Raw genomic sequence first — 20,024 nt, forward strand, 5'->3', positions numbered from 1 at the left:
TTGTCCTTAGCTGGTCGCTGTTTCCCGCTGTTTTAAAATATTTTCAATGGCCGATTTGATGGCTTCCGGAGGCTGACCGCCGGAAAGCAGGTACTGGCGATCGAATACCATAGCTGGCACGGACTGGATCCCCGCATCCACCCATTCACGCTCCAGCGCTCGCACTTCTTCCGCATAACGATTCGTCGCCAGCACTTCTGCCGCTTCCACCGGATCTAACCCAACGTCTTCCGCCACATTCACCAGCACAACGTGGCTTGAGGGGTTTTCGCCATCGGTAAAGTAAGCGGTGAAAAGCGCGTGTTTGAGCTTCTGCTGCAAGCCAGACTCTTCTGCCCAATGCAGCAGTCGGTGAGCATCGAAAGTGTTATAGATGCGCAGGTCAGGGCCGTCATTATTCATCTCAAAGCCTACGGCTTCGGCACGTTCGCGAATGCGCTGGCGATTCTCGGCGGATTCTTCCGGAGAAGAGCCGTATTTCTCTGTGATGTGTTCAACCAGGTCCTGGCCTTCAGCAGCCATAGACGGGTTCAATTCGAAGGGTTGGAAGGTAATGTTAGCCTGAACATCGGGGCCGAGTTCAGCCAGCGCCTGCTCCAGCCCCTGAAGGCCGATAATGCACCAGGGACAGGAAATATCGGAAACGAAGTCTATCTGCAATGGCTTGCTCATGGTGCCTCCTCTGGCGTGATGGGCAGACTGTAGAGGCTTTGCGCTACAGCGAATTCCTACAGTTTAGCATCACACGCCGGACGCTCAGGAGGCACCTTGAGCTTTTTCCTCTCAGGAAGACTTTGATAACGTTCTGTTACGGCCAAAACGGAACAAGCCGGGCTTAGCAAACATCACCAGATTGCCCAGCAGGATCATCACCAGCCCAATCACCGCGTTGGCGTGCCAGATGTAGCCTTCATAAAGCGTGGAAAGCGTCAGCGCAACCAGCGGGAACAGCAGGGTGCTGTAAGCGGCCTGGCTGGCCCCTATGCGCCCAACCAGCGTGAAGTAAGCACCGAAGGCAATCACCGACCCAAATATCGCCAGATACAGTAGCGATCCCAGATAACGCACCGACAGCACCGGCATAAAATGGTCACCGTTAACCAGGCTGATTGCCGCCATGACCAGCGCACCATAAAACATCGCATAAGTGTTGGTAGAGAAAATTTCCAGTCCACGGCGCTGGTGTCGGGTGCTGATCATATTCCCCAGCGAGAAGCCGAATGTCCCTAAAGCGCTAAGACCAATGCCGATCAACAGCGAAGGGGCCATCTGCGTAGCCACCAGATCGTGCCAGAACAGGGCGATAATCCCGATGATGCCCAGCGCGGCGGCCGGCAACAGGTTGGGATGCGGACGCTGGCGGAAAAACAGCATGCTGTTCACCGCGTTATACAGCACTGCCATGGAGAAAATCACCGATTCCAGCCCACTGCTGATGTAGGACGCCGCGTGATAAAAGCAGACAAAGTTAAAGCCGAACACGCAGCACCCTTGCAACAGGCAGTAAAGATGGTCATTCAGGCTAATTTTGCGCAGCCGTCCCAGCACACCGAGCACAATCGCCATCGCCAGAGCGGCGACCAGAAAGCGCCAGAAAATGGAGACGGTCACCGATACCACGCCTTGCTGCATGACAATAGCAATCCAGGTGGTTCCCCAAATCACCACCACCAACGCGTATAAAATTCCGTTCATCACTACTGCCTCTGAGACTGCCTGATATTGCCGCCAGTTTCTCAGTTGCCAGCCCTTGCCGCTTGCAGCAGCCTGCGTTGACTTGCATATTCTTGCGGTTATTTTTCCGCAGCGGGGATAAGCGCTGGAATCAGGCTGTTCAGCTCATTAAACTGGGCTTCTCTTCCTTCCTTCAGGTGTCGCTATGCCCCAGCCTTATCAGGCTTTTGAGAATCTGTGTCAGCATCGCGCGCGCCTGCAAGGCAGCGTGCAGCTTGGTTCGGGCATTCAACTGGCCGCCTGGCGCAATGACTTTGACTGCGTGACGCAGCGTAGCGATCACCATACGCTCAGTCTGTATGTCGAAGCGGGGTTTGATACCTGGCACAAAACTCAGGCTGGCTGGCAGAACGGCGGCGGGCCGGACCGTTTTTGTCTGATGCCGGAAAACAGCGAGTCCACCTGGGATATACGCGCGGAGTTTTCCTTCGTCCATCTGTATTGCACCGATGAGCATCTGCGCCATCTGGCTGAGCAAATCTGGGATAAAAGCCCGGCAAGCATTTCGCTGGATGAGATCACCTTCGGGGACGACGTGCGGATTACGCAGCTGTATCGCCATTTCTTGCTGAGCAGTGACTGGCAACAAAATGCCAATCATCTGACCTTAAGCAGCGCCTCAACCCTGTTAATGACCCATTTGCTGCAACAGTACAGCGAGGTGTTGTGGAAGCTGCCGGCGGTGCGTGGTGGCCTGGCTCCGGCTGTGTTACGCAACACTCTGGCATTTATCGAAGAGAACCTGGCGGCGGCGTTAACGCTGGCAGAGCTGTCTTTTCAGGCCGGTCTTAGCGAGTTTCATTTCGCCAGGATGTTCAAGCAGTCTACTAAACTGGCACCTCATCAGTACGTCATGCAGCGCCGGATGGCGAAAGCAGAACAGCTGGTACGCCACAGTGCGCTTCCCTTGACCGACATCGCACTGGCCTGCGGATTTAACTCCTCCAGCCACTTCAGTAACCGCTTCAAAAGCGTTTATGGTTGTACGCCCTCCACGCTGCGTGGCTAGCCTGAGGCTTATCCTGGGGAGCTTTCTGAATTTGCCTGAAAGCGGAATATAAAGACATTTTTATCAGTCGCACGGGTGTACTGTCTGTTTGTCGGGTTTTTTATGACAAAGAGATAACAATGGGCGATTACTATTATCTGGAGCAGAAAGCGCGCCAGGATGCTCTCCAAGTTGTCCACCGCTCAGGTTGCCTGAAGTTAAGCATACTGAAACGTCAAAGAGAGTTTTTAGGCACGTTTTACACCTCAACAGATGCATTACTTACAGCAAACAAACGTTATGGTAGCAGCCGCTTATGTCCTCTGTGCTGCATGAAGAAGCAGTGAATCAGGGGCTGCCCTCGGGCAGCCTTTTCTCTTTGTTGCAAAGGCTGACAGGCTGAATTACTCTGACGCTCCGCAGAATCGCCGCCCTCAACAGAGTGGGGTGGCCTGTGTCTGGAACAGGAAAGTTGATGATTTGGTTGATGCTCGTGACCCTGGTTGTGGTCTTTATAATTGGTTTTCGTGTGCTCAATTCCCAGACCCGCCGGGCCAGCAAAGCGCTGACTAAACGGTTGAATCTGGAGCCGGTCTACGTGGAGTCATTGATCAGCTCAATGGGGCGCGTGGCAGGCGAAGAGTTTGTGCAGTATCTGGCGCGGGATAATGAAGCCCATATCGCCAACGGCGCCAGCGTGTTGCTGATCTACCAGGTGTTCATCGTCGATGAATCAGAAGAAAGCGTGATGTTCTGGCGCGGCGTACTGCGCAAAGCCTACCTGCCAACTGAACTCAGTAATGAACATGTCAGGCTGGCGCTCTCTTTCCTGCGTGAGCTGGAACCGGATGCCCAGGAAATGCAGGCCTTCCGTCAGCGCTACAATGCGCGCTTTGCTCCCCCGGACGATAATTTCCCTGACGAGCCGCAGAATAATGTTTACTCCCTGCATTCTCATCTCAATCGTCACTGATGTTCGCTTATGCCATTTTTGACTGAATTCCGGGTAAAAAGGGAATTCAGTCGGCCACTTGTTTTATATTTGTTAATAACCTGATCCCACCAAGTTAAATAAGAAAAACAGCGTCAGACGAATTTTTTCCATTTATTCAATGGGGGTATTGTCACGCCTCTGTATTATCTCCGGACAATCACCAAGGATAATTGGCCCTAATCAGCATAAAAGCAGGGGGTATGCGGTTATTTTAACCATAACAGGCCTTTAGCATTTCAATGGTAAAATTTAACAATGTGATAAATATTTAACTGTATATATATTGAATTCAAATTTTACATTTTGTAACCCATCTATCCATAACATTACGTTCAGCACTGTCGATAACACTTCTTATTAACTCAAATTACATTTTTTTAGCATGTGAGAGTCGTGATGTTATGCTCCTTCAAAAAGAAACTACCCGTCGTAAGTTTTTAGTCGGTTCGCTTTTAGCCTTACCGCTAAGCGAAATCGTTCTTAAAGGTTTAACCGCAGCGCAAGCTGCAGAAATGGCCGCACCCGATTTGGCCACCTATAAACCTATTTTCTTCAGCACTGATGAATGGCAGTTCATCCTGGCCGCCTGCGATCGTTTAATCCCCGCTGGCGGAGCAGGCAAAGCCCCAGGCGCACTGGAAACCAACGTGCCGATCTTTATCGATCAGCAGATGCACAGCGATATGGGCTCAGAAATCTATATGCAGGGGCCGTTCAACACCCACGCGCCTGCCACTATGGGTTACCAGATCCCGTTCCGTCCTCAGCAGATCTACAAAACTGGGATCAAGCTGATCGAGGGCTGGTGCCAAAGCAACCATCAAAAATCCTTCCATGAACTGCCTGACGCGGACAAAGACGCCGTGCTGACGCAGGTTCAGAAGAACACGATTAACTTCGCTGAATTAGGTGAAGACTCACTTAAAGGATCGCAATTCTTTGCCGGACTGCTGGGCGATACCAAGCATGGTTATCTTGCCGATCCGATCTATGGCGGAAACAAAGGGATGAAGGCGTGGATCGCCATCGGCTTCCCTGGCGCGCGCGCAAGCTTTACCGAATGGGTGAAGCAGCACAACGTGCAATATCCGCTGGGCCCGGTCAGCCTGCAAGGCATGCGTGCCTGAGTGAGCGATTTCCGTTTTCTGAAGAGTGACAGGATTTAAGATGGCAACTGTAAATAAAGAAGAAGTCGACGTCGTCGTCGTTGGCCTGGGTTGGGCTGGCTCGCTGATGAGCATTGAGCTGGCGATGGCCGGGCTGAAAGTGCGTGCACTGGAGCGCGGCGGCGATCGTGGGTACGAAGAATTTGCTTACCCAAAACCAGCGGATGAATACGCTTACGCCGTGCGTAACAAAGTGATGGCAACGCCAGCAGAAGCGGCGGTAACCGTTCGCTATAACATGAGCGAAACCGCGCTTCCTACCCGTAAATGGGGGGCGTTTGCACCAGGTACCGGCGTAGGCGGATCGGGTCTGCACTGGACAGGCGTCTTGCTGCGCCCGACACCAACGGATATCAAGCTGAAAACCTATGCGGACGAGGCTTATAAGCCAGGTATTCTGCAGGAAGATATGCGCATTATGGACTTCCCGTTTACCTGGGATGAAATCGAACCGTATTACACCAAGTTTGAGAAAATTTGCGGTCAGTCCGGCAAGACCGGTAATTTGCGCGGTCAGATCCTGGAAGGCGGCGATCCGTTCGAAGGGCCACGTTCAGAGCCTTATCCACTGCCGGCACTGGAAGACACGCTGAACAGCGCGATGTTTGCTGAAGTGACCAAGAAAATGGGTTATCACCCGTTCCCGAACCCGTCAGCCTGTGTGTCCCGCGCCTGGACCAACCCTTACGGTAACCAGATCGCCCCTTGTAACTACTGCGGCTATTGCAGCAAGTATCCTTGCCTGAACTACTCTAAAGCCTCGCCTCAGACTGCGGTCATGGATGCGTTGAAGCGGATGGATAACTTCTCTTATGAAGTGAACGCCAACGTAATGAAAGTGGTGCTGCACGACGATAAGAAAACCGCCAAGGGCGTGATCTATATCGATGCACAGGGCAATGAGTGCTTCCAGCCAGCGAAGATCGTGGTACTGAGCAGCTTCCAGTTCTGTAACGTGCGCCTGATGCTGCTGTCCGGCATCGGTAAACCTTACAACCCAATCACCGAAGAAGGCGTCGTCGGGCGTAACTATGCCTTCCTGAGCAACGGCGGTTCCACGCTGTTCTTCAAGGACAAAAACTTCAACCCGTTTGCTACCGCTGGTGCTACTGGCCAGATGTTTAACGACATCTCTCCGGGCAACTTCGACGGTCCTTCACTGGGCTTTATCGGCGGCGCGAAAATCCACAGTTCCCAGGCCACCGGTACGCCAATCAGCACGGCGTTGCCTAAAGGCACTCCGACCTGGGGATCCGGTTGGAAAGAGGGCATGGAAGAGTGGTACGGCCACTCGATGAAGATCAGCATCACCACTACCTGCCAGTCTTATCGCGATATCTATCTCGATCTGGATCCGAACTACAAAGATGAGTACGGCTACCCGCTGTTGCGCATGACCTTCGACTGGAAAGAGAACGAGCTCAAGCTGCAACAGTATCTGAAAGGCATCGTCACCAACATCACCAAAGAGCTGAACCCGGACAGCTACAGTGAGAGCTTCCTGCCGATGGATGCGCACTTTGACCTGACCAAATACGTGTCGACTCACAACGTGGGCGGCGCGGTGATGGGAGATAATCCTAAGACGTCTGCACTGAATAAATACCTTCAGAGCTGGGATGTTCATAACGTCTTTGTTCCGGGAGGCAATGCGTTCCCGCAGAACTTCCAGGCTAACCCGACCGACACCATTGGCGCCATTACGCTGATGGCCGCTCAGGCTATCAAAGAGCACTATCTGAAAAATCCCGGCCCACTGGTACAGGCATAAGCGAGTTGAAGATGAAACTTAAGCATTTTTTAATCGCCAACGCGGTACTGCTCAGTGCAGGATTTGCTCAGATGGCGCAGGCGGATGATGCCGCACTGGTGAAGCAAGGCGAGTACATTTCTCGTCTGGGCGACTGCAGTGCCTGTCACTCTATTCCTGGTAAACCGGCTTTCTCCGGCGGCCTGGCGATTGAGTCGAACCTTGGCACTATTTATTCGACCAATATCACGCCGGATAAAGATCACGGGATTGGCAACTATTCCGAGCAGCAATTCTCTGATGCTGTGCGTAAAGGTGTGCTGCCAGACGGCAAGCGTCTGTACCCGGCGATGCCTTATCCGGACTACGCCAAGATCAACGATCAGGATATGCATGCGCTCTACACCTACTTTATGCAGGGTGTGAAGCCAAGTGCAGAAGTGCCGCCTGAAACCGATCTGAGCTTCCCGTTCAGCCAGCGCTGGGGAATGCGTTTCTGGAACTGGGCGTTTGCTTCCGATAAGCCCTTCCAGCCCATCGGCGGAGCCACAGCGGAAGTTAATCGCGGTGCCTATCTGGTGGAAAGCCTGGGTCACTGCGGCAGCTGCCACACGCCTCGCGGTCTTGGCATGAACGAGAAAGCGCTGGATAGCGGAGATGACCAGTTCCTTGCCGGTGGCAACCTGAACGGATGGGAAGTCCCTTCCCTGCGTGGTTTGCCGCACTGGACAGAACAGGAAACCGTCGACTATCTGGCAACCGGCCGTAACGACAAGGCTGCTGTAGGTGGCGAGATGACGTCGGTTGTTGAGCACAGCACCTCGTACATGAGCGATGCTGACCTGAAAGCGATTGCCGCTTACCTGAAGTTCATTGGTGGCAACCCGGCGGCACCTGCGCCGCAGGGTACGGCAATCAGCCCTACGGAAGCGAAACTGACGGCAGCGAAAAACCTGTCCGAAGGTGAGCGTCTGTATCTGGACAACTGCAGCGCTTGCCACTTTGTCACCGGTAAGGGGGCGCCAGGCGTGTTCCCGCAGCTGGACCAGGCGACAATCGTCAATGCAGGCGATCCGGGTGGGTTAATTCATACCATTCTGGCCGGTGCGCAGCAGCCTTCAACGGCTAAAGCCCCGTCCACGCTGGCAATGCCAGGCTTTGCTAAACGCCTTAGCGATGATGAAGTGGCGCAGTTGGCTACCTTTATCCGCCAGGGCTGGAGCAACAAAGCCTCAGCCGTGACGGCCGACCAGGTTGCCGAAGTCAGGAAATCCCTGAAGAAGTAATCTGTTCGTTAGTGCGACATGAAAAGAGAGGGGCTTTGGCCTCTCTCTTTTTTTATTGCCGCTACCAGCTCTTGCTCATTTCGGGCTGGGCATGACACAAAGATGACCCTGCAACTGGCTTACGTTACCCCTTAACACAAATCATTTGCGTCTGGAAAGTCCTTAATTCGTTCACAGTGTTAAGGAAGTGATAAGAAGGGGTAAAGTACGGTAAGTCCATGGGTTTTAAGACATTTGGAGATATTCATCCGATCCAGCTTAGCCGATAGTACGGGTCAACGGCGGCACGAAAGCCGGGTGATAATCGAGGATACAAAAATGAAAAAAACGACTCTGGCACTGTTAATGACCGTTTTTACAGCAAGCACTCTGTTCTCCACTGTTTCTCAGGCTGATGGCCCTCCGGGACAGCAGTGGCACCAGCAGGGTGGTCATGATAGTCACGGCGGTCATGACGACCACGGTGACGGCCCAGGTCGTGGTCCGGAACACGGACATGAAGATCACGGACACGACAATCGCGGTCATGACGATCGCGGTCACGACAATCATGGCCCGGATCGTCATTACGAGTCTCGCGACCGGTTTGCCTGGCAGGGACACGATTACCGCCGTGGCGAGCGTATGCCAACGCACTATCGTGGCGATGATTACCGCGTAAATGACTGGCACGAGCGTGGTCTGCGTGAGCCGCCTCGTGGTGAGCATTGGGCGTACATCGACGGTAACTATGTGTTGATTGCGGCAGCAACGGGGATCATTACCTCCATCCTGTTGAATAACGCCTTTAACTAAGTCTCCTCCGCGGCTGGCACACCCTGTGTCAGCCGTTTTATTATTTTCCTTTCTTTTCAGACTTCTACAGCATTATTCTGACTATCCTTTCATCAGGGTAAAGTTTCGCCTCTCAACTACCGATAACCTTGTTCAAGGCCGCTCTTTGACCTTAATTCCAGCTTAGATCCGACTGCTGCTTCACCTGCAAGGGGAGGGCGATGTCTGTCAGCTATTTAAAAGGCAAGCCAGTGAAATCACGTTGAGGTTTCAGCATGACTATTACAAAAAGATTGTTCTCTATTTTTACCCTGCTTGCGGTGGCAATGTGCCTGCTGGCCGGGTTCTCTCTGTATGCCATCACCGGGTTCCAGTCCAGATTTGAATACGTTCAGATGAACGCGATCCCCAGCATCAAAGATTTAGACAAAACCATCAGCAGCGCCAGCAAGCTGAATATGGCACTTTACGAACATCAGAGTGAAATGGATGCCAGTAAGCAAAATGAAGTTGAGAAAAAAATTAACGAACTGATCGGTCTGCTAAAAACTCAGACCGATTATTACCTGACGAATGATATCTCCAACGATCAGGATAAAACCATGACCGAAGGTGCGCTGGCCGATATCGTGGCTATTCACAGCGCCCTGCCGGCTTTTATTGCGGCTTCGCTGGCGCATAACGACGCCGTTTCATTACCTATGATCCAGGGAGAGGCCGGAATAGGCGCAGCAGTGCGCAAATTGACCAGCGATCTGAATGCGCAAATCGAACTCAATATTCAATTAGGTGATAATTTACGCAAAGAAAACAACGCGATCTACAGCAGCGTGTTTTGGGGATTACTGAGCTTCTCACTGGTGGTGATCCTGTTGATGGGCGCACTGGCCTGCAAAACTATCTTTGGTGTGCGCCGCAGCCTGAATAACATCCAGCGAGTGATGGTAGAGACCAGCGAATCTCTGGACCTGACCCGTCTTGCTGACGATAGCCGTCACGATGAAATTGGTAAAACGGCCTTCGCTTTCAACGCCCTGATGGCTCGCGTGGCCACAGCGATGACTGCGGTCACCGCTTCTGCGCAGTCCGTCAGTTCGGCTTCTACACAGATTGCGGCAGGGAACGAAGATCTGTCTGCGCGAACTGAAGAGCAGGCTGCTTCACTTGAACAGACATCAGCCAGTATGAGCACCCTGAACGACACGGTGAAACAGAACGCCGAAAACGCCAAACAGGCCAGCCTGTTAGCCAGCAACGCCAATGAAATGGCTGAGCAGAGCGGGAATGCCGTGTCTTCTATGGTGAAAACCATGGACAATATCAAAGCCAGCTCGAGCAAAATCTCTGACATTACCGGCCTGATCGAAGGCATTGCCTTCCAGACCAATATCCTGGCATTGAACGCCGCGGTGGAAGCCGCACGTGCTGGTGAACAGGGGCGTGGATTTGCGGTGGTAGCCAGCGAAGTGCGTAATCTTGCACAGCGCTCATCTGTTGCCGCCAAAGAGATCAAAGACCTGATTATCTCTTCTGCGCAATTGGTAGAAAGTGGGGCCGTTCAGGTAGCCAACGTCGGCGATAATATGGCAAAAGTGCAGGGGTCAATTCGTCAGGTAGCCGACATTGTTGGTGAAATGGCGGCCGCAACGTCTGAGCAGAGCCAGGGCATTGAGCAGGTTCATTTGGCCGTTGGGCAGATGGATACCGTAACCCAGCAGAACGCCGCATTAGTGGAAGAGGCGTCTGCCGCTTCTCAGTCTCTGCAGGAACAGGCAATGACGTTAAGCAATCTGGTCGGGGCATTCAAAGTTCAGGCTGGCAGCGCGGTAGCCGCCGTTCACCAACCTGCGCCGGTGAAATCTCCTGCCAGGGCTGGAAAACTGATTAAACCTGAACTGGCTACGGATAACTGGAGCTCGTTCTGACAGACCAGGAGATGAGCCGCGCAGGCTCATCTTTTTACTGATGCGCAATGATGGAAGCAATGACGCCGGTGCCGATCGCGATCAGCACATAGTTGCCATCCACATTCTGCCAGCGGTGGCCGGCTGGTGGTGCCTTCAGGCCGCGTTGGTGCCAGTCGTTCACCTGGTAACCTTCACCACGGTATTTCTTTGGCAGTGGGCGACCCTGGTGGAAGTCATTGTGCTGCGGCTGTTTGTGCTGCGGTTCGCGGTGCTCGGAAACATGCTGTGGCTGCGCACCGTGCTGGTTGCCCTGCGGCTGACCATTGTGCTGATTTCCGCCTTGCTGATTGCCATCCTGCGGTGGGCGTTTAACGGGTTGCTGCTGGTGCTGATTGTCATGACCCTGCTGTGGGCCTTCGGCAAACGCGCTCAGGCTGGTTGAAGCAAACAGCAGCGCAGAAAGGGCAATAATTCCTGATTTTTTCATCTTTTTTTTCCCTGTGGGTTTGAACCCATGCTCTTGTTGATGCAGACAATTTGGGGTTCTGGCAAGGGAAGAACAAGCTGAATAATCCGAAGAACGGCGATCTTAACGATAAAATTACACTTGCTTTGCGTAACCCTGACTCTTCACCGCGTCAGGGATCGGAAGAGGGAGAAAGAGTGCCAGCTGAAGAGATGAACAGGCGCCAGCGAACTGGCGCCATGGGGATCAGAACGGGGTGTCTACTACGCCGCCGTCTACGCGCAAGGCTGCGCCGGAAGTGGCAGAGGCTTGCGGGGAACAGACATACACTACCATGTTGCTGACTTCTTCCACGGTGGCGGCACGCTGAATGACCGAAGTGGGTCGGTTGGCTTTAACGAATTTCGCGCCCAACTCTTCCAGGTCGGCGCCCTGGTCGAGCTCTTTCTTAAACATCTCTTTAAAGCCGTCGGACAGCGTTGGGCCCGGCAGCACGGCGTTCACCGTCACACCTGTTCCGGCTACCGCTTTGGCTAAGCCGCGAGAGAGTGCCAGAAGGGCCGTTTTGCTGACGCCGTAGTGGATCATATCCGGCGGGATGTTCACGGCGGATTCCGAAGAGAGGAAAACTACGCGTCCCCAGCCTGCTTGCCTCATCGCTGGCATATAGGCCCGGCTTAAACGAACGGCAGACATCACATTGACGTCCCAGATCTTTTGCCAGGTCTCATCGGAGGTTTCAAAGAAATCCCCTTGCGGGAAAATCCCCACGTTGTTGACTAACACGTCACAGTTGGGTTCCGCTTTGACCAGCGCTTTACACCCTTCTTCGGTGCCCAAATCCACCACGTGACCACGGGCATTATTGCCTAGCTCTTTCACCAGCGAGGTAACCTGGTCTTCGCTACGGCCGGTGACAATCACCGTGGCTCCGGCTGCTGCCAGACCTTCCGCAATCCCTTTACCAATGCCTTTCGTCGAGCCGGTGACTAATGCTGTTTTGCCGGTTAAATCAATCTTCATGCTGATCTCCTACTTGGGCGCAAAAGAGATAAGTGTAGACAAGCGAAACAGCCAGGCAGGCCGTCAGTCACATTCACCAACAAAATCGATCGCCCAGCCCGGGCAAGGCTACACTCATCAGGTCATCCATTCTGGAGATTTGCTATGTCTGAACATTCGCTTTCATATCCGCTTGCCGGTCGTCAAATCAACCGCATGGGCTATGGTGCTATGCAGTTAGCGGGGCCGGGCGTGTTTGGCCCGCCGGCTGATGAACAAGCTGCGATTGCTGTGCTACGTGCAGCGGTTGAAGCCGGCGTCACGATGATTGATACCTCGGATTTTTACGGTCCACACATTACCAATCAGCTGATTAAAAGGGCGTTACATCCCTATCCTGAAGCGCTGTGCATTGTCACTAAAGTGGGATGCTTAAGGGACGAGAAGGGCGGCTGGCGACCTGCATTCAGTGCCGATGAGTTGGCCCGCGCGGTAGACGATAACCTTAAAAACCTGGGGCTGGACGTGCTGGAGGTGGTGAATCTGCGCAGTATGCTCAATGTGCATCATCCGCAGGAAGGCTCGCTGGAAGTGCCGCTGCGGGCGTTGATCAAGCTGAAAGAACAAGGTCTGATCCGCCATATCGGCATGAGCAACGTTACCGCAAAACAGGTTGCTGATGCTCAGGACATCACCCCCATCGTTTGTGTGCAAAATCTCTATAACCTGGCTAACCGTCAGGACGACGAACTGGTCGATCGTCTGGCCGCGCAGGGGATTGCGTATGTGCCGTTCTTCCCGCTGGGGGGCTTCAGCCCGTTGCAGTCAACCGCGTTGACCGAAGTGGCCGAGAGCCTGCAAGCAACGCCGATGCAGGTGGCGCTGGCATGGCTGTTACAACGTTCGCCGAATATCATGCTGATCCCCGGCACGTCTTCTGTCAGTCATTTTCACGAAAACAGGCTGGCGAAAGATCTCAAATTACCCGCTGAAGCGCTGGAAAAACTGAATGGAATCGGCGCATAACGAGGTGGCTACCCTCAGGCTTCATTCGGCAACGGCAACGGCAACGGCAACGGCAAGAGGCTAAAGCTGGCGGGGAGTGTTGATCAGTCACGCAAGAGAATGCTGGGCAGGCAGGCCGATATCAGGCCTGCCTGCCGGGAGTGATCAGGCAACGGAATAAGCCTGTTCCAGCATGAATCGCTGTTGCTCTTCAGTGTAACTGACCAGTGAGTTCTTACTGTTAGCGCGCGCAAGGATCCACGTCACTTCTTCCGCCGTCAGTGGCTGTGCATCGTGCCAGAACGGCGTGATGGCATTATCTTTCAGCCAGTGTGCCAGCATCCTGGCCGGAGGAAGGGTAAAGCCAGGGAACAGCGCGTCAGCCAGCGCGGCCATCAGTTCCTGCTGTTGGTCATTTTCCGTGTCGTTCAGCAGCGTCAGGAACGGCAGCAGTAGGCGCCCGCACACTTCACCGTGGTGATAATCTTTGATCGCCCCTAACTCGCCAGCAATACCATGGATCACCCCCAGTCCGGCCATGCTCAGACTTAATCCGCCCTGCCAGGAGGCGAGCATCATTTGCTCACGGGCGATATCGCCCTGGTCATCTTTGCGGTTCAGGTGCGGCCAGGCGCTGATAAAGGCGCGCATTCCACTTAACGCGGTCTGACGGCTGAAAACATTGCCTTTACTGGAGAGGTACGCCTCAAAAAGATGGGTGAAGGCATCAATCGCACAGCAGGCAAGCACATGCTCTGGCGCGCCGCGCAGTAAATCAGGATCGAGGATCGCAATCTCAGGCACAAAGTTAGCGTGGCGCAGTGAAGCCTTCACTTTGATCTCCGCTTTATCCGTTACTACCGCATTCTGAGTGACTTCGCTGCCGGTTCCTGCCGTTGTCGGGATAGCAATCAAAGGCAAGGTTGCGCCGCTGATTGGCGTGTCGCCGACTTTTTCAAGATAGCGCAGGGTATTCAGCGGATGCTGGCTCAGCGCGGCAAACGCTTTTGCTGCATCGAGCACGCTGCCGCCGCCAATCGCCACCACGCGTTGTACCTTGCCGCGCCAGCTTGCCACCCAGCCATCAATCTCATCAGGTGAGGCTTCATGGCTGACAATTTCATGGCCCAGCAGCAGTGGCTCAAGCTCTGCTTTCAGCGCATCCCACGCGGCGCCCTGCAGAAATGAACGGCCACAGAACAGCAGCGTGGGTTGAGGATCTTTCTTCAGCAAAGGCAGCAGCTCGCGCAGGCTTCCACGGCCAAAAAAGGTCTGGCGGTTAGCAATCATCTGGCTGGTGGTCATTGGGGTTTCCAGTAAGGTCAGAATCAGAGCCCCCAAACTAGCAAGCTACCGAGACGGGATAAAGATCAGATTGAGCGGGAAGGGCAGGTAAAGGTCAGCACTTTATCCTGAGGCGCGTTCACCACCATAAAGCGGGTATCGGAAAGCCGCATTGCCAGCCAGCCCTGTTGGGTGACGGCAGAAGGAACATATTTCTGACGATCTGCTGAATGCAAAGGGCCGCTTTCCAGGGTGAAATCCGGCAGCGTGACGCTGAAGGAGGTAAACCGATCGACAATTTTGCCCTCCACATTCCCCAGCACGCGCCCGTCCAGCGTTTGTGCCTGACCTTCGCAGATGCTGCCTTTTTCGCCGGAAGAACAGCCGGTTAACAACAGCAACGCGGCAATTAACGGCATAAAAGCGAATGCCGGAATAAGGCCAGCGCAAAAGGGTCTTTTCGTTTCCTGCCAGCGCATAATGCATCCTTTTATCGGGTGTTGTTCTCAGTATAGCGGGGAGTTTGTTAAATATCGCCTGGCCTGAAACCCGGTAAAGATCAGGGTTAAAAGCGGTGATTTCACGCGATGTAAGTGAACTATTATCATTTTGTGGCGTTGTACTGAATCAATTCAGCTAAATGCGTAACAACAGTTCGCAAAGCAATTATTGAGTGCTACAATCCAGGCCGATTTTGACACTTTCCCCCTGTTTTCCGCATCTGAACAGCCGTTTTACTCGACTGATTGCGCTATAGCCCTAATTCTGTAGGGGACTCTGGCGGGCAAGTTTCAAAACTGCTTGTATACTTTTGCAGCAATGATGCGCGCGTTTCGTCGCTCAGATGGGCTTGCGAGAAGTCCTGCTTTTCGCGCTCATCCCGGCTGACAAACATTGACGGCTACCTTTTAAAAAAACGAACCGATCCTGTGAACAACAAAACGTCTGCTTTTCTCTTAACGCCGCTGTTTTTACTTCAGCCTGTGATGAGCTATGCCCAGTCTGCGGCTCCACAGAGCCCCACCGACAGCACCTCTGAAGGATCGCTGATGGTGATTAAGCAGCGCAGTGGCCTGTCGGAGCTGGATACGCCAGCCGCCGTCAGCGTGGTCAGCGGTGATGATTTACGCAACAGCACCGCACAGGTCAATCTGTCTGAGAGCCTGGGCAGCGTGCCTGGCCTGCAGATCCAGAACCGGCAGAACTATGCACAGGATCTTCAGCTGTCCGTCCGTGGCTTTGGTAGCCGCTCGATGTATGGCGTTCGTGGCGTGCGCGTCTATGTAGATGGCATTCCTGCCACCATGCCGGACGGGCAGGGGCAAACCTCCAATATTGATATCAACTCAATTGATAAAGTTGAAGTGCTGCGTGGCCCTTATTCGGCGCTGTACGGCAATGCGTCTGGCGGCGTGGTGAATATCGATACGCAGACTGGCAGCCAGCCAACTACACTGACAGCAGGCACTTACTACGGCAGTTATGGCAGCTGGCGCAACAGCGTGAAAGCTTCGGGGTCTACCGGTGATGGCACCCACGCTGGCGATGTGAATTACACGGTTTCCGGCTCCCGCTTCACTACGCACGGCTATCGCGACCACAGCGAGACGCAAAAGAACCTCGGCAATGCCAAACTAGGCGTGCGGCTTGATGATGTCAGCAGCTTAACGCTGATGTTTAATAGCGTCTCGGTTGATGCCAACGATCCTGGTGGCCTGACTCGCGAAGAGTGGAAAGACAACCCGCGCCAGTCACCACGCGGTGAGGCTTACAATACCCGTAAGAGCCTGGATCAGACGCAGTTTGGCCTGCGTTATCAGCGCGAGATGAGCGAAAACGACCAATTAACACTGACTACCTGGCATGGCGAGCGCCACACCACGCAGTATCAGTCGATTCCTTATGCTCCCCAGCAAAAACCGGGCTATCCGGGCGGTGTGATTGTGCTGGAACGTAAATATTCCGGTATTGATACCCGCTGGAAACATCAGGATCAGATCGGCTCTGTCCCGTTCAGCCTCATCGGCGGGTTGGATTATGAAACCATGACCGAACGCCGACAGGGCTTCCAGAACTACACTCTGGTGAATGGCGTACCGGAGTTTGGCGAGAAGGGCGAGAAGCGTCGGAACGAGAAGAACGTGATGTGGAATCTCGATCCGTATCTGCAAACCAGCTGGGATCTGACTTCAAAATGGACGCTGGATGCCGGGATGCGCTACAGCACCGTCAGCTTCGACTCGACTGATTATTACGTGACTCCCGGCAATGGCGATGACAGCGGCAGCAAGCGTTATCACAAACTTCTGCCGATGGGCTCACTGAATTACGCGGTGACCGATGCCTGGAATGTCTATTTATCTGCGGGACGGGGTTTTGAAACACCCACCATCAATGAGCTTTCCTACCGCTCTGTGGAGGGCAACCAGACAGGCCTGAACCTTGGCCTCAAGCCTTCAACCAGCGATACCGTCGAACTCGGCAGTAAAACCCGAATCGGTTATGGCCTGTTGACCGCCGCTATTTTCCAGACCAATACCGATAATGAACTGGTCGTGGCTGACAGCAGTAACGGACGTTCCGTGTATAAGAACGCAGGAAAAACCCGCCGTCAGGGCGTTGAGATGTCCTTCGACCAGCAGTTTGCCGAAAACTGGCAGATGAAAATGGCGTGGACTTATCTGGACGCTACTTACCGCAACTCCACCTGCGATGACAGCGGTAGCTGTACGCCATCCGGTAACCGTTTGCCGGGCGTGGCGAAAAATATGGGCTATGCCTCTCTGGCCTGGGCACCGGAACAAGGTTGGCACGCAGGCGCGGACGTTCGCTATATGGGCAGCATCCAGGCGGACGATGAAAACGACGCCAAAGCGCCGTCTTACACCGTGGTCGGCCTGAGCAGCGGGTATAAATTTGGCTGGGACAAGTGGTCACTCGACCTGTTCAGCCGGGTCGATAACCTGTTCGACAAAGCCTACGTGGGCTCGGTCATCGTTAACGAAGGCAATGGCCGTTATTACGAGCCAGCACCGGGACGCAATTATGGTGTGGGCGCTTCGCTCTCCTATTCGTTCCTGTAAGAAAGAATCCAGCACAGCCTGCCGTTTCACCTCAGTGAGGCGGTGGGTTCAAAACACCGGGTGGATGAGTTGCTTAAACCGAGTGTTTTTTGCGATTTAGCATACGATCTAAATCGAAGACGTTAAATTTTGGTAAGGTCCATACTATGCAAAGTAAAGCACCGTTATCACGAATCCTCGTGATCCTTACGGCTGTGTTTGCCGTCCTCAGCGGGTTATACCTGCTGGTTGGCGGTATCTGGCTGGCCAAGCTTGGCGGCTCGTTCTATTACATCATCGCTGGTGTGATTGAACTGGTTGTTGCCTGGTTGCTGTTCCGTCGCCGTTCTTCAGCCCTGCTGCTGTACGCGGTATTCCTGCTGGCAACGCTGATCTGGTCGTTGTGGGAAGTGGGGTCCGATTTCTGGGCACTGACGCCGCGTCTTGACGTCACCTTCTTCCTCGGCCTGTGGCTGGTCCTGCCGTTTGTTTACCGGGGTCTGAGCCAGGGCAAATTTGCCCGTGGCGCACTGAGCCTGGTGCTGGTAGTGACCGTGATTGCGCTGGCTTACTCGGTCTTTAACGATCCGCAGGAAATCAACGGTTCCCTGAGCCCGGAGCAGGCTGCGAACATTGAGAAGTCTGGTGACGGCATCGCTGCCGGCGACTGGCCTGCTTATGGTCGTACTCAGGCTGGTACTCGTTACTCGCCGCTGACGCAAATCAACGACAAGAACGTTGGCCAGTTGAAGGAAGCATGGACCTTCCGTACCGGTGATATGAAGCGCCCAACCGATCCGGGCGAAATGACCGATGAAGTGACGCCGATCAAAATTGGTGATTCTTTGTACCTGTGTACTCCGCACCAGATTCTGTTTGCTCTGGACGCGGCTACCGGTAAAGAGAAGTGGAAATTTGATCCACAGCTGAAAACCGATCCTTCCTTCCAGCATGTGACCTGTCGTGGTGTGTCTTACTACCAGACTCCGGAAGCAGCCGCTCTGCCTGCGGGCACTAAGCCAGCAATGTGCGCACGTCGCATCATCCTGCCAGTGAACGATGGTCACCTGTACTCGCTGGACGCGGAAACTGGCGCCCTGTGCCCGGAATTCGGCGACAACGGCAAGCTGAACCTTCAGCAGAACATGCCTAACGCCCGTCCAGGTGCTTACGAGCCAACATCACCGCCAATTATCACTGATAAGGTGATTGTGGTCGCTGGTGCGGTAACCGATAACTACTCCACCAAAGAGCCTTCTGGTGTGATCCGTGGTTTCGACGTCAACAGCGGTAAACTGCTGTGGGCCTTCGATACCGGCGCTAAAGACCCTAACGTTCTGCCTGGTGAAGACCAGCACTACGTGGCTAACTCACCAAACTCATGGGCACCCGCTGCTTATGATGCCAAGCTGGACCTGGTGTACCTGCCAATCGGTGTAGCGACTCCGGATATCTGGGGCGGCAACCGTACCCCGGAAATGGAGCGTTTCGCTTCAGGCCTGCTGGCACTGAACGCGACCACCGGTAAGCTGGCCTGGTTCTACCAGACCGTGCACCACGATCTGTGGGATATGGACGTACCGGCTCAGCCGACTCTGGCTGATATCAACGACAAAAACGGCAACAAAGTGCCAGTGGTGTATGTTCCGGCAAAAACCGGCAACATCTTCGTGCTGGATCGTCGTACCGGTAAAGAAGTTGTTCCTGCACCAGAAACGCCAGTGCCACAAGGCCCGGCGAAAGGTGACCGTCTGTCACCTACTCAGCCGTACTCTGAGCTGACCTACCGTCCGAAGAAAAACCTGACCGGTGCGGACATGTGGGGCGCAACGATTTACGATCAGCTGATCTGCCGCGTGATGTTCCACAGCCTGCGTTATGAAGGTCCGTTTACGCCTCCTTCAGAGCAGGGCACGCTGGTGTTCCCTGGTAACCTGGGTATGTTCGAATGGGGCGGCATCTCTGTAGATACCGATCGCCAGATCGCCGTGACCAACCCAATGGCGCTGCCGTTTGTTTCCCGTCTGATCCCACGCGGTCCTGGTAACCCACTGTGGCCTGGTGAGAACGACAAAGGCGGCAGCGGCACAGAAACCGGCGTTCAGCCACAGTATGGCGTGCCATATGGCGTGACGCTGAACCCGTTCCTGTCACCACTGGGCTTCCCTTGTAAGCAACCAGCCTGGGGCTATGTGTCTGCGGTTGACCTGAAAACCAACGATATCGTGTGGAAAAAACGCATCGGTACCGTACGTGACAGCTCACCTATTCCACTGCCGTTCAAGATGGGTATGCCTATGCTGGGTGCGCCAATCTCTACTGCCGGTAACGTGATGTTCATTGGCGCAACGGCGGATAACTATCTGCGTGCGTTCAACGTGACTAACGGTAAAGCCCTGTGGGAAGCTCGTCTGCCAGCTGGCGGCCAGGCTACCCCAATGACCTACGAAGTGAACGGCAAGCAGTACGTGCTGATCGCGGCGGGTGGTCATGGTTCCTTCGGCACCAAGCTGGGCGACTACATCGTCGCTTATGCGCTGCCGGATGACGCTAAGTAAACAGTGATCAGGGCGGGCTCCGGTCCGCCTGAACTCCCCGGTCAGTTT

The 20,024-nt window shown here is 54.1% G+C and carries 16 protein-coding genes; 10 read left to right on the forward strand and 6 right to left on the reverse strand.

The features are described from left to right. Nucleotides 1–6: 6 nt before the first annotated feature. A complete protein-coding gene (locus tag WCC56_RS11690) occupies nt 7–672 on the reverse strand; it encodes a DsbA family oxidoreductase (protein ID WP_424692536.1) in 666 nt (221 codons plus the stop codon). Between the two features lie 111 nt (nt 673–783). Then, nucleotides 784–1,695, reverse strand: a complete 912-nt coding sequence (locus WCC56_RS11695; protein WP_424692537.1) for a DMT family transporter — start codon at nt 1,693–1,695, stop codon at nt 784–786. A 184-nt stretch (nt 1,696–1,879) separates the two neighbouring features. On the opposite strand from WCC56_RS11695, the gene WCC56_RS11700 reads away from it, so the two are divergent. From WCC56_RS11700 to WCC56_RS11730, 7 genes are all read left to right on the forward strand, one after another. Continuing rightward, nucleotides 1,880–2,743 carry a helix-turn-helix transcriptional regulator gene (locus WCC56_RS11700; RefSeq protein ID WP_424692538.1) on the forward strand — a complete coding sequence of 288 codons (864 nt, stop codon included), beginning with the start codon at nt 1,880–1,882 and terminating at the stop codon, nt 2,741–2,743. A 454-nt stretch (nt 2,744–3,197) separates the two neighbouring features. Next, complete coding sequence (locus WCC56_RS11705) at nt 3,198–3,695, forward strand: DUF1198 family protein (RefSeq protein ID WP_424692539.1); 498 nt, start codon at nt 3,198–3,200, stop codon at nt 3,693–3,695. Between the two features lie 422 nt (nt 3,696–4,117). Then, on the forward strand, nt 4,118–4,843 hold the full coding sequence (locus WCC56_RS11710) for a gluconate 2-dehydrogenase subunit 3 family protein (protein ID WP_424692540.1): 726 nt from the start codon (nt 4,118–4,120) through the stop codon (nt 4,841–4,843). Between the two features lie 40 nt (nt 4,844–4,883). Beyond that, nucleotides 4,884–6,653, forward strand: a complete 1,770-nt coding sequence (locus WCC56_RS11715) for a GMC family oxidoreductase (protein WP_424692541.1) — start codon at nt 4,884–4,886, stop codon at nt 6,651–6,653. Nucleotides 6,654–6,664: 11 nt separating this feature from the next. Beyond that, nucleotides 6,665–7,918, forward strand: coding sequence for a c-type cytochrome (locus tag WCC56_RS11720; RefSeq protein ID WP_424692542.1), 1,254 nt, complete (start codon nt 6,665–6,667; stop codon nt 7,916–7,918). 318 nt (nt 7,919–8,236) lie between these two features. Further along, a complete protein-coding gene (locus tag WCC56_RS11725) occupies nt 8,237–8,713 on the forward strand; it encodes an RcnB family protein (protein ID WP_424692543.1) in 477 nt (158 codons plus the stop codon). Nucleotides 8,714–8,967: 254 nt separating this feature from the next. Beyond that, nucleotides 8,968–10,617: a methyl-accepting chemotaxis protein gene (locus WCC56_RS11730; RefSeq protein ID WP_424692544.1), complete on the forward strand. Its 1,650-nt coding sequence runs from the start codon at nt 8,968–8,970 to the stop codon at nt 10,615–10,617. Between the two features lie 34 nt (nt 10,618–10,651). Here WCC56_RS11730 and WCC56_RS11735 read toward each other — a convergent pair whose 3' ends face one another. Then, nucleotides 10,652–11,086, reverse strand: a complete 435-nt coding sequence (locus WCC56_RS11735; protein ID WP_424692545.1) for an RcnB family protein — start codon at nt 11,084–11,086, stop codon at nt 10,652–10,654. 225 nt (nt 11,087–11,311) lie between these two features. Then, nucleotides 11,312–12,088 carry an SDR family NAD(P)-dependent oxidoreductase gene (locus WCC56_RS11740; RefSeq protein ID WP_424692546.1) on the reverse strand — a complete coding sequence of 259 codons (777 nt, stop codon included), beginning with the start codon at nt 12,086–12,088 and terminating at the stop codon, nt 11,312–11,314. A 144-nt stretch (nt 12,089–12,232) separates the two neighbouring features. Between WCC56_RS11740 and WCC56_RS11745 the strand changes: the two genes are divergently transcribed. Beyond that, nucleotides 12,233–13,093, forward strand: coding sequence for an aldo/keto reductase family oxidoreductase (locus WCC56_RS11745; protein WP_424692547.1), 861 nt, complete (start codon nt 12,233–12,235; stop codon nt 13,091–13,093). Between the two features lie 144 nt (nt 13,094–13,237). Here WCC56_RS11745 and WCC56_RS11750 read toward each other — a convergent pair whose 3' ends face one another. Both WCC56_RS11750 and WCC56_RS11755 read right to left on the reverse strand, forming a co-directional pair. Continuing rightward, nucleotides 13,238–14,377: an iron-containing alcohol dehydrogenase gene (locus WCC56_RS11750; protein ID WP_424692548.1), complete on the reverse strand. Its 1,140-nt coding sequence runs from the start codon at nt 14,375–14,377 to the stop codon at nt 13,238–13,240. A gap of 65 nt (nt 14,378–14,442) precedes the next feature. After that, nucleotides 14,443–14,835, reverse strand: coding sequence for a hypothetical protein (locus WCC56_RS11755; RefSeq protein WP_424692549.1), 393 nt, complete (start codon nt 14,833–14,835; stop codon nt 14,443–14,445). Between the two features lie 507 nt (nt 14,836–15,342). On the opposite strand from WCC56_RS11755, the gene pqqU reads away from it, so the two are divergent. Together pqqU and WCC56_RS11765 are read left to right on the forward strand one after the other, a co-directional pair. After that, nucleotides 15,343–17,439: a TonB-dependent receptor PqqU gene (gene pqqU / locus WCC56_RS11760; RefSeq protein WP_424692606.1), complete on the forward strand. Its 2,097-nt coding sequence runs from the start codon at nt 15,343–15,345 to the stop codon at nt 17,437–17,439. Between the two features lie 146 nt (nt 17,440–17,585). Beyond that, nucleotides 17,586–19,976, forward strand: a complete 2,391-nt coding sequence (locus tag WCC56_RS11765) for a glucose/quinate/shikimate family membrane-bound PQQ-dependent dehydrogenase (RefSeq protein WP_424692550.1) — start codon at nt 17,586–17,588, stop codon at nt 19,974–19,976. Nucleotides 19,977–20,024: the final 48 nt, after the last annotated feature.

Source organism: Erwinia sp. (assembly GCF_049696395.1).
Taxonomy (GTDB): domain Bacteria; phylum Pseudomonadota; class Gammaproteobacteria; order Enterobacterales; family Enterobacteriaceae; genus Erwinia.

Coding starts and splice junctions, on each gene's coding strand:
- WCC56_RS11690 (WP_424692536.1), bottom strand. CDS start 672: ATGAGCAAGCCATTGCAGATAGACTTCGTTTCCGATATTTCCTGTCCC.
- WCC56_RS11695 (WP_424692537.1), bottom strand. CDS start 1,695: ATGAACGGAATTTTATACGCGTTGGTGGTGGTGATTTGGGGAACCACC.
- WCC56_RS11700 (WP_424692538.1), top strand. CDS start 1,880: ATGCCCCAGCCTTATCAGGCTTTTGAGAATCTGTGTCAGCATCGCGCG.
- WCC56_RS11705 (WP_424692539.1), top strand. CDS start 3,198: ATGATTTGGTTGATGCTCGTGACCCTGGTTGTGGTCTTTATAATTGGT.
- WCC56_RS11710 (WP_424692540.1), top strand. CDS start 4,118: ATGCTCCTTCAAAAAGAAACTACCCGTCGTAAGTTTTTAGTCGGTTCG.
- WCC56_RS11715 (WP_424692541.1), top strand. CDS start 4,884: ATGGCAACTGTAAATAAAGAAGAAGTCGACGTCGTCGTCGTTGGCCTG.
- WCC56_RS11720 (WP_424692542.1), top strand. CDS start 6,665: ATGAAACTTAAGCATTTTTTAATCGCCAACGCGGTACTGCTCAGTGCA.
- WCC56_RS11725 (WP_424692543.1), top strand. CDS start 8,237: ATGAAAAAAACGACTCTGGCACTGTTAATGACCGTTTTTACAGCAAGC.
- WCC56_RS11730 (WP_424692544.1), top strand. CDS start 8,968: ATGACTATTACAAAAAGATTGTTCTCTATTTTTACCCTGCTTGCGGTG.
- WCC56_RS11735 (WP_424692545.1), bottom strand. CDS start 11,086: ATGAAAAAATCAGGAATTATTGCCCTTTCTGCGCTGCTGTTTGCTTCA.
- WCC56_RS11740 (WP_424692546.1), bottom strand. CDS start 12,088: ATGAAGATTGATTTAACCGGCAAAACAGCATTAGTCACCGGCTCGACG.
- WCC56_RS11745 (WP_424692547.1), top strand. CDS start 12,233: ATGTCTGAACATTCGCTTTCATATCCGCTTGCCGGTCGTCAAATCAAC.
- WCC56_RS11750 (WP_424692548.1), bottom strand. CDS start 14,377: ATGACCACCAGCCAGATGATTGCTAACCGCCAGACCTTTTTTGGCCGT.
- WCC56_RS11755 (WP_424692549.1), bottom strand. CDS start 14,835: ATGCGCTGGCAGGAAACGAAAAGACCCTTTTGCGCTGGCCTTATTCCG.
- pqqU (WP_424692606.1), top strand. CDS start 15,343: ATGAGCTATGCCCAGTCTGCGGCTCCACAGAGCCCCACCGACAGCACC.
- WCC56_RS11765 (WP_424692550.1), top strand. CDS start 17,586: ATGCAAAGTAAAGCACCGTTATCACGAATCCTCGTGATCCTTACGGCT.